This is a genomic window from Sphaerisporangium aureirubrum, from assembly GCF_042658925.1.
Lineage (GTDB): Bacteria > Actinomycetota > Actinomycetes > Streptosporangiales > Streptosporangiaceae > Sphaerisporangium > Sphaerisporangium aureirubrum.
Window position 1 is genome coordinate 195,116 of the sequence record NZ_JBHSRF010000001.1, and the last position, 13,721, is coordinate 208,836.

Sequence of the window (13,721 nt, forward strand, 5' to 3'; positions counted from 1 at the left end):
CAATCACAGCTGCCGCAGGGCCTTGTCCAAGATCTCGGCCACCTGCTCCTGCTGGACGGCGGTGAGGTGGGGGTGCATGGGCAGGGACAGGATCTCGCCGGCGGCGGCCTCGGCGACCGGGAAGTCACCCGGGCCGTGCCCGAGGTGCCGGAAGGCCGGCTGCAGGTGGACGGGCACCGGGTAGTGGATCTGAGCCTGGACGCCCGCCTGGCGCAGGGCGGCGACCACGCGATCCCGCTCGGGCACGCGGATGACGTACAGGTGCCAGACGTGCAGGTTGCCGGGGGCGGTGCGCGGCAGCCGCACGCCGTCCACGCCGGACAGCAGCGCGGCGTACCGGTCGGCGGCGGTTCGGCGCAGCTCGTTCCAGCGGGCCAGGCGCCTGAGCTTGGCGCGCAGCACCACGGCCTGCATGGTGTCCAGGCGGGAGTTGAAGCCGAGGGACTCGTGCCAGTACTTCACCTCGCTGCCGTGGTTGGTCAGCAGGCGGACGGCGCGGGCCAGATCGGGGGCGGAGGTCAGTACGGCCCCGGCCTCGCCGTACGCGCCGAGGTTCTTGCCGGGGTAGAAGCTGGTCGCCGCGAGGCCGACCGGGGGACGTCCGTCCTGGCCGGAGCCCTGCGACTGGGCGGCGTCCTCCACCACGGCGAGGCCCCGGCGCTCGGCGAGGGCGTGCACCGCGGCCATCGGGGCCTGCTGGCCGTACAGGTGGACGGGCAGCACGGCCACGGTGTCCGCCTCGGTGGCGGTGGCGGCGGCGGACGGGTCGAGCAGGAGGTGGTCGTCGTCGCAGTCGGCGAGCACCGGCCGCAGGCCCGCACGGACGACGGCCTCCGCGGTGGCGACGAAGGTGTTGGCGGGCATCACGGCGCCGCCCCCGGCGGGCAGGTCGCAGGCGCGCAGGGCCAGTTCGATGGCGTCGGTGCCGTTGCCCACGCCCACGCAGTGCGGGACGCCGGAGTAGGCGGCGTACTCCTCCTCGAAGGCCGCGACGTCGGGGCCCTGGACGAACGCGGTGTCCCGCAGGACCCTGGCGAAGCCCTCGGACACCTCCTCGGCCACCTCGGCGTGGGCGGCGCTCAGATCGACGAATGGGATCATGACAGTGCTCCGTGGTCGACGGTGGCTTGACGGACGTAGCGGGCCGGCACCCCGGCCCAGACCTGCTCAGGGGGGATGTCGCGGGTCACGACGGCGCCCATTCCGACCAGGGAGTAGTAGCCGATGACGCGGGTCTCGCGCACCAGCGCGCCCGACCCGAGGTAGGCGCCCGGCTCGACGCGCACCCCTCCCGCGAGGCGCACGCCCGCGGCGAGGGTGGCGAAGTCGCCGACCTCGTCGTCGTGGGTCAGCGTGACGTGCGGCATCACGCTCACGTGCGCGCCCAGGGTGACCGCGGCGGTGAGCACGGCCTGGGCGAGCACCACCGATCCCGGGCCGATGGACGACGTGCGGGACACGCAGGCGCTCGGGTGGACAAGGGTGGCGTACCGGTCGGGCGGGAGGCCGAGGCGGCGGACGATGCGGGCCCGGCTGGCGTAGTCGCGGGGGCTGCCCGTGCACACGACGATCCTGGCGTCGCCGAAGGACCGCACGGCGTCGGTGCCCGCGAGGACCGGCACCCCGTCGACCTTCCCGCCGTGCTTGGCGGGGTCGTCGTCCAGGTGGCCCAGCAGGTCCCAGGCGGGCGAGACCTCGTTGATCGCGTGGACGAGTTGCGCGGTCTCGCGGGCGAACCCGCCCGCGCCGACGATGAGCAGCGGCTCGCCCGTGCCGCCGGTGGACATGGTCATGCGGTGGTCTCCCTGGCCGGGTCGGCCGGGCCGCTGAGCGGGGTCATGGCGGCGGGTTCCTCCAGTGGCCCCTGGGGCGGGGCGTCGACGGTCTTCATCTCGCGCAGCACATGGCGCCTGCGGTAGCCGTACAGGCCCACCACCAGCAGCGTGAAGGTTCCCGCGGCGGCCAGGACGGCGAGGTCGGGGCCGATCACGCGTCCGGCCAGGACGGCGAAGGCGCCGCTGGCGAGGCCGGCCAGTACGGCGGGCCACAGGTGGCGGCCCAGGGTGCGCAGGCGGATGCCCGACCGGCCGAGCTGCCACAGGTAGACGGGCAGGATCACGATCCCGGCCACGGCGACCAGCGCGACGGCGGCGCCGCGCAGGCCGTCGGCCTGGACGCCCGCCCACATCGCGGGGATCAGCACGACCAGCCAGAGCGCCTGGACGGCCAGGACCGACCGCGAGCGTTCCAGCACCACCAGGTAGTCGTAGACCAGCTCGAAGAAGATGCGGAACCCGGCGAGCGCCCCGAGGCCTGCCAGCGCGACCGCGGCGGGTGCCCACTCCTCGCCGTACACGAAGCGGATGACCGGCGGCGCCGCGCCGCCGAGCAGCAGGCACACCGGCAGCGTGACGCCGACCAGCAGCGCCGCGACCATGACGAACGCGCGGCCCAGCCGGGGACGGTCGTGCTGGAGGCGGGCGAAGGCGGCGGGGGCCACGGCGCGTACCGGCTGGGAGAACACCGCGACCGGCCAGCCGGACAGGTTCACCGCCAGGACGTAGAAGCCGAGGGCCGTGGGGCCGAGCACGCTGCCGACGATGATCTGGTCGGCGTACCCGACGCCGAAGACCAGCAGCGACGCGCCTGCCAGCGGCAGCCCGAAGCGGATCAGCCGGCGGGCGACCTGCCGGTCGAAGCCGAACCTCAGCCGTTCCGGCGCGAAGTACATCAGCAGCGCGCCGCCCGCGATGGACCCGCAGACCCGCCCGGCGGCGAGGCTCATCGCGCCCCAGCCGAGCAGGGCCAGCGTCAGGGACACCAGGGCGCCGAGCCAGCTGTCCACCTGGTCGGCGATCATCTTGCGCCCCTGCATGAAGTGGCGTTGCATCAGCGCCGCCGACGTCGACACCAGCCCGTTGGTGACCACGCTGACCGCCAGCAGCCGCACCGGCCCCGTCGCCGCCGGGTTCCCCATGGCCTCCGCGAACGCCGGTGCCGTCAGCACGAACGCCCCGCACACCAGCACGCTGAACCCGGCCGACAACGTGGCCACGGTCGGCACGATGCCCCGCGGGTCGTCCGGCCACCGCACGATGGCGAGACTGACCCCGAGCTCGTTGATGCTCAGCATCGCCAGCAACGCCACCAGCGCCACCGCGAACGTCCCGAACTCGGTCGGCCCGAGCACCCGCGCCAGCGTGATCCCGATGGCGAGCGTCCCGAGGCGTGACGCCAGCGTGCTCAGAAAGCTCCACCCGAGCGCCTTGCCCGCCCGGGTGCGCAACGAGGCGGCGCCGGCGCCGGTCACCCGGGTCTCCGGGCGACGGCGTTGAAGTCGTCGCGGGACCCGGTGCCACGCAGACGCTGGTAGCGGCGGCGCAGCTTGTGGCGCAGGACGCCCGCGGCGGTGCCGAGCGCGTCCAGGGCGGCGGGGCGTTCGGCGATGGCCTGCTGGTAGATGTCCACCTGGACGCGGGCGGCGCGTTCCAGGCTGAAGCGGTCCTCGACGAGGCGGCGGCCGTAGTCGCCCAGGCGCCCGCGCAGGCGCACCTCGGTGGTGAGGGTGCGGAGCGCGGCTTCCAGGCGGGCGGGGCCCTCGTGGGGGCCGTCTCCCAGGCCGTACCAGCCCTGGGAGAGGAAGGTCTTCTCGGTGTCGGGGGTGAGGAGCTCGAAGAAACCGAGCTCGCCCTGGACGATGAGCGGTTTGGCGAAGGCCAGCGAGCGCAGGGCCGAGCCGCCCATGGCCAGGCAGGCGGTGGCGGCGGCGTAGGCGGGGCGGGGGTCCAGCAGCTGGCCGGTCAGGACGACGGCGCGGCGGCCGGCGGTGGCGTTGGCCGCGGCGGCCCGGGCCTCCACCTCGGGGCGGGCGGGGCCGTCGCCGACGATGATCAGGCGCAGGTTCAGTTCGGCGGCCAGGCGGCCGGTCACGTCGATCGCGGTGAGGATGCCTTCGAGCTTCAGTTCCGCGACCAGGCGGCCGACCACGACCAGGTCGAAAGGGCCCTCCTCCAGGCCGAACTCCTGGCGGAAGGCTTCGACGGGGTGCCCGGGGACGTTGGCGGTGACGTCGACCGGCGGCTCGATCAGGTGGACGTGACGGCGGCCGGGCGCGGCGCGTTCCTGGATCTCGCGGGTGCCGACCACCAGCGGGAGCGAGCCGGGCAGGAACGGCGCCACGTCCATGGACATGACCGTGCACACGGCCGCGGACGGGCCGCTCAGGCTCGCGTAGAAGGCCTCCACGCCGGGGGGCCACTCGTAGCCGTGCACCACGTCCAGGCGCCGCCGCACCGCGAGGTCGCGCAGCAGGCGGACGGTGGACGCGGACGGCCTGCGGCGGCCGGGGTCCAGGGGGATGTGCTCCAGGCCGGCGGCCGCCACGTGGGCGACCATCGGGCCCGGCTCGCCGAGCACGGCGACGTCGTGTCCGAGGCGCTGGACGGCGGCGGCGAGCTCGACCGCGTTGAGCTGGCTGCCGCCGACCTCCATCGCGTGGGGATAGACCAGTACGCGCACGTCACAGCCCCGGCAGACCGGCGGCGGCGTACAGCGCGGCGACGACGCGGTCGTGCTCGTCCTCGGTCATCGCGTGGAACAGCGGCAGGATCAGCGAGTTCGCGGTCAGCCACTCGGTGGCCGGCAGGTCGTACGGCCCGCCGGAGGCGTACGCGGGCTCCAGGTGCGCCGCCATGATGCCGCGCCGCGCCGACACCCCGTGCCCTGCCAGGAAGTGCAGCAGGTCGCCCCGGCTCATCGGGAAGTCGCCGGGCAGCGCGATCCAGAACGACTGGTAGTTGCCCTCGCCGTGCTCGGGGTCGCGCACCGTGACCAGGCCGGGGATGCCCGCCAGCAGCTCCTGGTACCGGGCGGCCAGCGCGCGGCGCCGCGCCACCATCGCGGGCAGCCGGCCTAGCTGCACGAGCCCGACGGCGGCCTGGAGGTCGGTCATCCGGTAGTTGTAGCCGACCTCGGTGTACTCCTCGGGCGCTGTGGACCCGCCGGCGTGCCGGTCGGCCGCGCTGACGCTCATGGCGTGCTCGCGCAGCCGCCGCGCCCGCGCCGCCCACCCGGCGTCGTCGGTGGTCAGCATGCCGCCCTCCCCGGTGGTGAGCAGCTTGCGCGGGTGGAACGACCACGCGGCCACGGCCGCCCCCACCCCGACCGGCCGCCCCCGGTACGTCGACCCGGCGGCGCACGCGGCGTCCTCGACGAGCAGCAGCTCCCCGTGCGCCGCGCGGATCTCGTCCACGTCGGCGGGCACCCCGCCCTGGTGGACGACGATCACCGCGCGGGTGCGCGGGCTGAGGGCCGCCTCGATCGTCTTGGCGGTGAGGTTGCCGGTCGCCGGGTCGATGTCGGCGAACACCGGGGTCGCGCCGACGTACCGCACCACGTTGGCGGTCGCGATGAACGACAGCGACGGCACCACCACCTCGTCACCCGGCCCGACGCCGCCGAGCACCAGGGCCAGGTGCAGCGCCGTCGTGCACGAGGAGGCGGCCACGCCGTGCCCGGCCCCGACGGAGGCCGCGAACCCGCGCTCGAACTCGGCCACCTTCGGCCCCTGCGCGACCCAGCCCGAGGCGATGACCTCGCCGACCGCCGCCTGCTCCTCCGGGCCGAACCACGGCCGCATCACCGGGATCATCGCCCGGCCACCTCCCTGATCGTCAAACCGAGCAGGTCCGCCAGCAGGCGCACCCGTTGGTGCCAGTCGTGCCGCGCCGCGAAGGCCCGCCGCCGCCGGACCAGGGCGGGCGTCCGCGGCACGCTCAGCTCCGCCGCGACCGCGGCGGCGAACTCGTGCGGGCCGTGCGCGACCGGGATCAGCGGCCCCGCCGCGAGCCACGCGGTGGCCGGGAGGTCGGTGGAGACGACCCCGCGCCCGGCCGCGAGGTACTCCAGTGTCTTCAGCGGGAAGCTGGCCCGGTTGAACGGCGTCGCCGCGTACGGCGTCAGCCCGACGTCGATGACCCGGAGGTACGACGGCAGCTCCTCGTACGCCTTGCGCCCCACCCAGTGCACATTGGGACGTTCCACAAGAAGCGGCCACCGCTCGGGCTCGTAGCCGTCCGCGACCGGGCCGACCAGCACCAGCGGCGTGCCGCCGTCCGCGACGGCCTCCAGCAGCGCGATGTCGATCCGGGCGTTGACGTGCCCCACGAACCCGGCCACCGCGGCCTCGTCCAGCTCCGCGGGCAGGTCGGCGGGCAGGGGCGCGTCGTCGATGCCCGCGTACGCCGACACGTCGCACCCGTTGGGCACCAGCGCCGCCTTCCTGCCGTACCGGGACACCCGGTCCACCAGGCCCGGCGACACCACCGCGACGGCGTCCGCGCGGGTGGACATGCTCCGCTCGGCGCGGGCGAGCCGCACCGCGGACATGCGGATCAGCCCGGCCCCGGCCACCAGGTCGTCGGTGGTGTACCGCACGGTGCGGGCGCCGGGCGCGACGTCCACCAGGTCGGTGGATCCGGCCACCACGACCGCGGCGATGCCCCGCCCGAGCCGCCGCGCGGCGCCGCGCACCGCGCGCCGGGCCAGCGCCGCGGTGACGCGGTCCATCCCGGGGCGGTAGGCGTACGGCGGCGCGGCCGGGCTGAGCCGCCAAAGGCCCGGCCGGACCTCCCGCAGCACGTGCCCGGCCTCGCCGGTCTCCGGGTCGCGCCAGCCCGAGGTGACCGGCCGGGGCGGGTCGACGTACAGCACGTCGGCGAACCCGGCGAGCCGGTCCGCCATGTGGCGGTCGGTGCCGCTCACCCCGTCGTACCGGGTGCCGCCCGCGTAGACCAGTAACCCGTTCACCGGGCCGTCTCTGCGCGCTGGGACCGCCACCAGCCGACCAGCCGGCGCAGCCCTTCCTCTAGGCCGATCTCGGCCTTCCAGCCGAGCGACTCCGCCGCCGCGGACACGTCCGCGAGGCGCCGGGTCACGCCGTTGACCGCGCGGGCCGGGCCGAACTCCAGGCCGAGGTCCTCGCGCCCCATGACGCGCATCAGCGTCTCGGCGAGCTCGCGCAGGCTGGTCTCGGCGGAGCTGGCGATGTTGAACACCCGGTCGGTGACGCCGGAGCCGGCGGCGAGCAGGTTGGCGCGCGCGATGTCCTCGGTGTACACGAAGTCCATGGTCTGCAGCCCGTCACCGAGGATCAGCGGCGGCGTGCCGGACTCGATGCGCTCCATCCACCGGATCAGCACCTCGGTGTACAGGCCGTGGATGTCCATCCGGGGGCCGTACACGTTGAAGTAGCGCAGCGCCACGTAGTCCAGCCCGCGCATGGCGTGGAAGCTGCGCAGCAGCCCCTCGTTGAACGTCTTGGCGGCGCCGTACAGCGTGTCGTTGTCGTACGGGTGGTGGTCCTCGCGGGTCGGGAACGTCTCGGCCAGGCCGTACACCGACGCCGACGACGCGGCCACTACCTTGCGCACACCCGCCTCGGCGGCGGCCTCGACGACCTCGTAGGTGCCGTCCACCAGCACCTGGAGCGCCAGCCGCGGCTCCTCGGCGCACTGGGTGATCCGGATGGCGGCCTGGTGGAACACGATGTCCATGCCCCTGGTCACCGACCGGACCAGCGCGGTGTCGCGGATGTCGCCCTCGACGACGCGCAGCCGCCCGTCCGCCGCGGCCTCGGCGGCGGCGAGGTTGGCCCGGCGGCCCCGGACGAAGTTGTCCAGGACGACGACCTCGCCCGCGCCGGCCGCCAGCAACTGGTCGACGATGGTCGAGCCGATGGTGCCCGCGCCCCCGGTCACCAGGCAGCGGCTGTTGTCAATCATCTAGAAGGTCCCCCAGGTCGATTCTTCTGCCGTCATTGTGGATGCTTCGCCCGGCCGCCTCCAGCAGGGCCAGGACGCGCAGCCCCGCCCGGCCGTCGGTCAGCGGCGCGCGGCCCTCGGTGATGGCGGCGGCGAACTCGCTCATCACCCCGCGCAGGGCCTCGCGCTCCGGCAGGGCCGGGACGACGACGTCACCGGTCCGGTAGGAGATGAGGGCCGCCCGGCGCTCGTCCGCGCCGGCGGCCGAGAGGTCGACCCCGCGGTCGTACACGGCGAGGCGCTGGGCGGGGTTGACGTCGTCCCACACGATCGTGCGGCGCGACCCGCCGATCACGGTCGTGCGGATCTTGGTGGGGCTGAGCCAGTTCACGTGCACGTGGGCCAGCACGCCCGAGCGCAGCCACAGGGTCAGGTAGGCCAGGCACGGCCGCCCGGCCCCGATCGGGTCGGAGGCGTGCGCCGCCACCGCGACGGGGTCGAGCCCGCCGGGCAGCACGAAGTCGAGGATCGACAGGTCGTGCGGCGCGAGGTCCCACAGCACGTCGACGTCCGGCTGCACCAGCCCGAGGTTGATGCGCACCGAGTCGACGAACTGCACCTCGCCGAGCTCCCCGGCGGCCACCAGGTCGCGGATCTTACGGACCACCGGGGTGTAGCAGAACGTGTGGTCCAGCATCAGCACCCGCTCGCGCTCGCGCGCCAGCGCGACCAGCTTGACCCCTTCCGCGTGGGTCGGGGTCAGCGGCTTCTCCACCAGGACATGCTTGCCGGCGTCCAGGGCGGCGCGGACCAGATCGAAATGGGTCCGCGCCGGGGTGGCGATGGCGACCGCGTCCACGGCCGGGTCCTGGAGCACCTGCTCGTAGGACGATGTAGGCCTCACCGTGGTGTAGCGCCCGAGCACGGCCCGGGCCCGATCCTCGTCGAGGTCGCACAGCCACTCCAGCCGGAGCTCGGGGGTGGCCATCGCGTTCCGTACCAGGTTGGGCCCCCAGTAGCCCGCACCGATCACGGCAAGGCCGATCGTCACGCGGAACTCCTTTCAGTTCGTCAGGCGATCGAATCGCACGTGGATGACGGGATCAGCTCGACGGGGTGAACAGAACGTCCACCCAGTAGTTGGCCCCGTTGAAGCTGGCGGTCGGGAAGCCGGAGTTCTCCCCGTACCGGTAGACGCCGTTCGCCCCCGCGGGCCCGCCGTTGGCCACGGCGTGCAGCGGGGAGTTGTCCACGGGCCCGGAGTTGAAGTAACCCCCGTCGCCCGCGTAGTGCCCGGCGGGAGCGTGGTAGGACGCCACGTACACCTGGCCGGCGGTGAGGGACACCGGGGTGGTGAACGTCATGGACTGCCAGCCGGACGCCGTCTCGCTGTCGAAGGTGCCGGTGGCCAGCAGGGTGCCGGTGGCGCTCCACAGGTTGCCGGTGTGGGTGCCGGTGTTGCCCGCGCCCTTGTAGAACCGGACGCCGGTGACGCTGCCGTCCATCTCGGCGGTGAACTTGACGCCGACCTCCACCGCGTCGGGGTCGTTGATCGACGAGGTGACCGGGGTGGCGTTGCTCGGCCAGATGGAGCAGGGGCAGCTCGCCGCGCCGCCGGTGGTGAACGACCAGGACGTGGTGGTCATGGCGTTGTCGGCGTCGTCCTCGGCGCCGCTGACCGTGACCGTGTGGGTCGTGGCCTGCGCCAGCGTGTCGTCCGGTGTGAAGGTCAGCAGCGTGCGGGCCTCGTTGAGCGACACGTCGCCGTCGACCACCTGGTTGGCGGCGTCCCGCACCACGATGTTCCCCGTGCCGGTCTGGATCGGCTCGCTGAACGTCGCGGTGACGGCGGTGCCGGTGGACACGCCGGTGCCGCCGTGGGCGGGCGACTTCGCCGTGACGAACGGCGCCGTCGTGTCGGCCAGCCTGCTGAAGATCACGTCCACGCCGTAGTCGGTGCTCGCCCACGAACCGGTCGGGAACGAACGCGCGCCGTAGGCGTAGACGCCGTTGCCCCCGCTCGGCCCGCTGGCCAGCGTGCGCAGCGGCGAGGCCACCACGGCCGCGTCCAGGCCCCAGTACGTCGCGGCGTACCGGCCGTTCGGCGCGTGGTAGGACGCCACGTAGGTGGTGTCCCTGGTGACCGGCACCGGTGTGGAGAAGTAGACCTCCTGCCAGCCCTGGGTGGACTCGTCGGTGAACGTGGCCGTGGCCAGCTCCTGCCCGGACCCCGACCACAGCGTGCCGGTGTGCGTGCCGGTGTTGCCCGCGCCCTTGTAGAAGCGGATGCCCTCGATGAAGCCGTCCGTGTCGGCCTGGAACTTGACGCCGACCTCGACCGAGCCGGGGTCGTTGACGCTCGGCACCTCGGGCACGGTGACGTCCGGCCTGATCGTGCAGGGGCACACCCCGGCCGTCCATGTCTTGGCCGTGGTGAACGAGAACGCGAGCGGCGCGGCCATCAGGTTGTTCGCGTCGTCCCTGGCGCCGGTCACCGAGACGCTGAACCGCTCGCCGGGGGCCAGCGGGGCCGCCGGGGTGAACGTCAGCGTGGTGCGCGCCGGGTTGAGCGCCGCGGTGCCCGCGACGGACGCCTCGGTCGAGTCCTTCAGCGTGAACGTCGCGGTGCCGCCCTGGATCGGCTCGCCGAACGTCACCGACGGCTGCACCGTGGTCGGCACGCTGGAGGAGCCGGCAGGCGGGGTCGCGGAGTTCACGGCGGGCGGGTAGACGTCGTTGGTCGAGAACACGACGTCCACGTAGTAGTTGCCGCCGTTGTAGGTCTGGTTGGGGAAGCCCGCCCCGACCCGGTAGACGCCGTTGCCCGCGGACTCGGTGGCCTCGGGCGCGGTGAGCGGCGCGTTCACCAGCGGGTGGTAGCGGAAGTAGTTGGCGTCGGCGGCGTAGTGGCCGTTCGGCGCGTAGTACGAGGCGATGTACTCGGTGCCCGCGGTGACGAACACCGGTGAGGTGAAGTTGAGCGTCTGCCAGCCGCTGGAGCTCTCCCCGGTGAAGGTGCCGGTGGTGAGCTGGTCCCCGGAGACGGACCACAGGGTGCCGGTGTGGGTGCCGGTGTTGCCGGTGCCCTTGTAGAACTTCACGCCGGTCAGGTAGCCGTTCACCGCCGAGGTGAAGCGCACGCCGAGTTCGAGCGCGGTGCCGTCGTTCTCCGCGGGGTTGGCGGGGACGGTCGAGGGCGGGAACAGGCTGCACGGGCAGGCGACGGTGACGTTCCGCGACGCCTCGGCGCCGACGTTGCCGCTGTCGTCGGCGGCGCGCACCTTGATGGTGGTGGCGCCGACGCCGGTCACCTTCCACGAGTAGGTCCAGGTGGTACGGCCGGTGGCCGGGTGCCAGGTGGCGCCGTTGTCGGTGGAGACCTCGACCGCGCCGACCTGCCCGCCGAGGTCGAGGGCGGTGCCGCTGATGGTGGCCGTCGTGCCGCTGTTCACCGTGGCGCCGGACGCCGGGGCGGTGATCGTGGCCGTGGGGCCGGTGACGTCGGTGGACTTGACGGCGGCGCTCAGCCCCGAGGTGAGGGACTTCGGCTGCACGCCCATGTCGGCGAAGAGGTTGACGGTGGCCTGCTTGATCCGCTGGTCCGCGTAGGTCTCGTCGTCGTAGCTGTCGTGCTCGTCGTCCAGGCCCCAGGTCCACTGCACCGTGCCGGCGCCGAACACCAGGGCGCCGCTCGGCGCGCGGTACATGGTCATGCGGTGGGTGGCGCTCAGCTGGGCGACGTTGGTGCCCTGGTCGATCAGCACCTGCTCGGCGGTCGCGGTGGTGGTGGACAGGCGGACCAGGCCCTTCGGCCGGGCGCCGTTGTCGATGTCCTCGTCCCACTCGTAGCCGACCACGCCGGGGATGCTCATCGAGCCGGTGAGCTGGCCGGCCACCGAGGTGCCGCGCCAGAAGCGCATCTTGCCGTCGGCCGCCGGGATGGTCAGCGGGATGGCCGCGCAGTCGTTGGCCGAGCTGGTGCAGTTGACGGTGAACAGCGTGCCGGTGAGGGAGTTCTCCGGACGGCCGCCGTCGGCCGGCGGGCTGAAGCGGTTGTCGCGCCAGGTGCCCGTCCACACGTTCGGCGTGGGGTCGATCTTGCCGTTGGCGTGCGTCTCCTTGTAGGAGACCAGCGTGCGGTAGTTGTTCTCCCAGCGGGTCTTCCAGTAGACCTCGTTGCCGCTGAAGAACGCGAGGTTCACCCCGGCGTCACGGGCCGCCTCGAACGCGGCGCGCTCCTCGCCCGACCAGTACTCGTCGTGGCCCACCGACAGCAGCGCCTTGTGGGTGAGCAGCGTGGCCGGTGCCCGCGCCGCGTCGAAGGACGACTGGTAGGAGACGTTGTAGCCGTTGGCCTCCAGCCAGCGGATCATGGGGTACTCGTTGGCGAACACGAAGTCGCGGCCCCACGGCGTGGAGTCGCGGGTGTTGAACGGCCGGTTGTAGCTGACCTTGACGGCCCGGCCGGGCGCCGCGACGCTGTCGCCGCGGTACAGGCTGTTCAGGACCTTGTTGGGGTTCTCCTCGGTGGCCGGGATGTCGCCCCAGGAGTTGTACGCCTGCCAGGTGCTGTCGGAGGTGCGGAACAGCACGTCCGCGGTGCTCGCGTCGTCGCGGACCACGAACACGACATGGGTGTCGTCGCCCGTGTCCGGGCGGACGACGTGTGCGAAGTAGACGCCGGAGACCGCCGTGGTGGGAACGGTCCAGCTGGCGACCGTGCCCCAGTTGCAGGCCACCTCGCCGGTGGTGGTGTTCTCCGGGCAGTTCGGCTGGAAGCGGGAGACCGAGGTGGTGGCCGGCACGGTGATGACCTTGCGGGCGCCGTTCCCCTGGTAGTAGCCCATCCGGTAGATGTCGACCTGGAGCGACAGGGCGGGCGACCTGAGCTTGAAGTTGACGGTCTGCCCGAGGTTCACGCTCATCTGGTCGGCGTAGCCCTCGACGGTGCCGTGCGAGCTGGTCTCCCACTCGCTCGGGTCGTTGCCGGGCAGGCTGTTCTCACAAGTGATTTTGTTGCCGCCCGCGTCGCACGGGCCTAACGCGCTCGCGGGCGTGGCCGGTGCGGTGATTAGGGCGGTCAAGGTCAACGCTGCCGCGGCGATCGCCGACCGGTGTCGGCGCGCGGCACTGCGCGGTTTCATGGTGCTCCCACGTGACGGATAAGGGTGAGTGATCCCCGGTGGTGCGCACGCTGCGGAGCGTGGTCCCGTCGAATCGACGCCCGTATGGTCACGCCGGTTTACCAGGGACAGGCAATCGCGACCCTTCTGTCACACCCGTAACCGCTCAGGGTGCCTTGGCGTCGACCGCGATGACGGACTTCACCAGTCCGCCGAGGCGCTCGAACCGGATCTCCGACGACGGGAAGTAGTGCCGCATCTCGGTGATGCTGAGCAGCTCCACCTCCATCACGATGTTGCGCGCGGCCTCGCGGTCGGAGGTGGGGGTGTGCACCAGCGGCCAGCGCCGCAGCAGCGCGGTGCGGGCGGCGATCGGGAGGTACTGGAAGCCGGGGAACAGGAAGTGGGGCTCCACCGGGAAGTAGCGGTACGGCGTCTGCACCCAGTGGCGGTCGGCCAGCTCGTGCACCGCGTCGGCGAACCGCTGGCGGCGCAGGTGGCCGCCGACGTGCTCGATGACCGCGTTGGAGAACACGAGGTCGTATCCCTCGGCGACGATGTCCTTGGGGAGCTCGCAGGCGTCGGCCACGTCGGCCTGGATCCAGCCGGGCAGGTCGGCGGGCGGCTGTTCGAGGTTCACCACGCGCACCCGCGCCGGCCGCACGGGAGCCCGCATCCACGCGCCCACCGTGCCTCCGAGGTCGATCACCGACATCTCCGAGAGGTCGGGGAAGCGCTGGGCGAACCAGTTCCAACGCCGGGCCCGCGCCTTGGCCCCGAGTGAGTCGGGGGCGTCGACGAAGCGACTCCGGAGGGCGTTCAGACGGCTCACTGTCTC

Annotated in this window: 10 protein-coding genes; all 10 read right to left on the reverse strand. The window is 73.0% G+C overall.

The genetic code is table 11. The features are described from left to right. Positions 1-3: 3 nt before the first annotated feature. Entirely contained in the window at positions 4-1,101 is a 1,098-nt protein-coding gene (locus tag ACFP1K_RS00880; RefSeq protein WP_380746003.1) for a DegT/DnrJ/EryC1/StrS family aminotransferase, read from the reverse strand. Further along, positions 1,098-1,793, reverse strand: coding sequence for an acetyltransferase (locus ACFP1K_RS00885; protein ID WP_380746005.1), 696 nt, complete (start codon positions 1,791-1,793; stop codon positions 1,098-1,100). Before ACFP1K_RS00885 ends, ACFP1K_RS00880 begins: the two co-directional genes overlap by 4 nt. Next, the gene (locus ACFP1K_RS00890) at positions 1,790-3,310 is read right to left on the reverse strand and encodes an oligosaccharide flippase family protein (RefSeq protein ID WP_380746007.1); all 1,521 of its coding nucleotides are present in this window, start codon (positions 3,308-3,310) and stop codon (positions 1,790-1,792) included. Before ACFP1K_RS00890 ends, ACFP1K_RS00885 begins: the two co-directional genes overlap by 4 nt. Continuing rightward, positions 3,307-4,518: a glycosyltransferase gene (locus ACFP1K_RS00895; protein ID WP_380746009.1), complete on the reverse strand. Its 1,212-nt coding sequence runs from the start codon at positions 4,516-4,518 to the stop codon at positions 3,307-3,309. Before ACFP1K_RS00895 ends, ACFP1K_RS00890 begins: the two co-directional genes overlap by 4 nt. A gap of 1 nt (position 4,519) precedes the next feature. Next, positions 4,520-5,650, reverse strand: a complete 1,131-nt coding sequence (locus tag ACFP1K_RS00900) for a DegT/DnrJ/EryC1/StrS family aminotransferase (protein WP_380746011.1) — start codon at positions 5,648-5,650, stop codon at positions 4,520-4,522. Next, positions 5,647-6,807 (reverse strand): glycosyltransferase, encoded by a 1,161-nt coding sequence (locus ACFP1K_RS00905; RefSeq protein ID WP_380746013.1) that lies wholly within the window; start codon positions 6,805-6,807, stop codon positions 5,647-5,649. The genes ACFP1K_RS00900 and ACFP1K_RS00905 overlap by 4 nt, the downstream gene beginning before the upstream one ends. Continuing rightward, on the reverse strand, positions 6,804-7,781 hold the full coding sequence (locus ACFP1K_RS00910) for an NAD-dependent epimerase/dehydratase family protein (RefSeq protein WP_380746016.1): 978 nt from the start codon (positions 7,779-7,781) through the stop codon (positions 6,804-6,806). The genes ACFP1K_RS00905 and ACFP1K_RS00910 overlap by 4 nt, the downstream gene beginning before the upstream one ends. Beyond that, positions 7,774-8,811: a Gfo/Idh/MocA family protein gene (locus tag ACFP1K_RS00915; protein WP_380746018.1), complete on the reverse strand. Its 1,038-nt coding sequence runs from the start codon at positions 8,809-8,811 to the stop codon at positions 7,774-7,776. The genes ACFP1K_RS00910 and ACFP1K_RS00915 overlap by 8 nt, the downstream gene beginning before the upstream one ends. A gap of 52 nt (positions 8,812-8,863) precedes the next feature. Beyond that, positions 8,864-12,844, reverse strand: coding sequence for a DUF4082 domain-containing protein (locus ACFP1K_RS00920; protein WP_380746020.1), 3,981 nt, complete (start codon positions 12,842-12,844; stop codon positions 8,864-8,866). A gap of 205 nt (positions 12,845-13,049) precedes the next feature. After that, positions 13,050-13,715 carry a hypothetical protein gene (locus ACFP1K_RS00925; RefSeq protein ID WP_380746022.1) on the reverse strand — a complete coding sequence of 222 codons (666 nt, stop codon included), beginning with the start codon at positions 13,713-13,715 and terminating at the stop codon, positions 13,050-13,052. Positions 13,716-13,721: the final 6 nt, after the last annotated feature.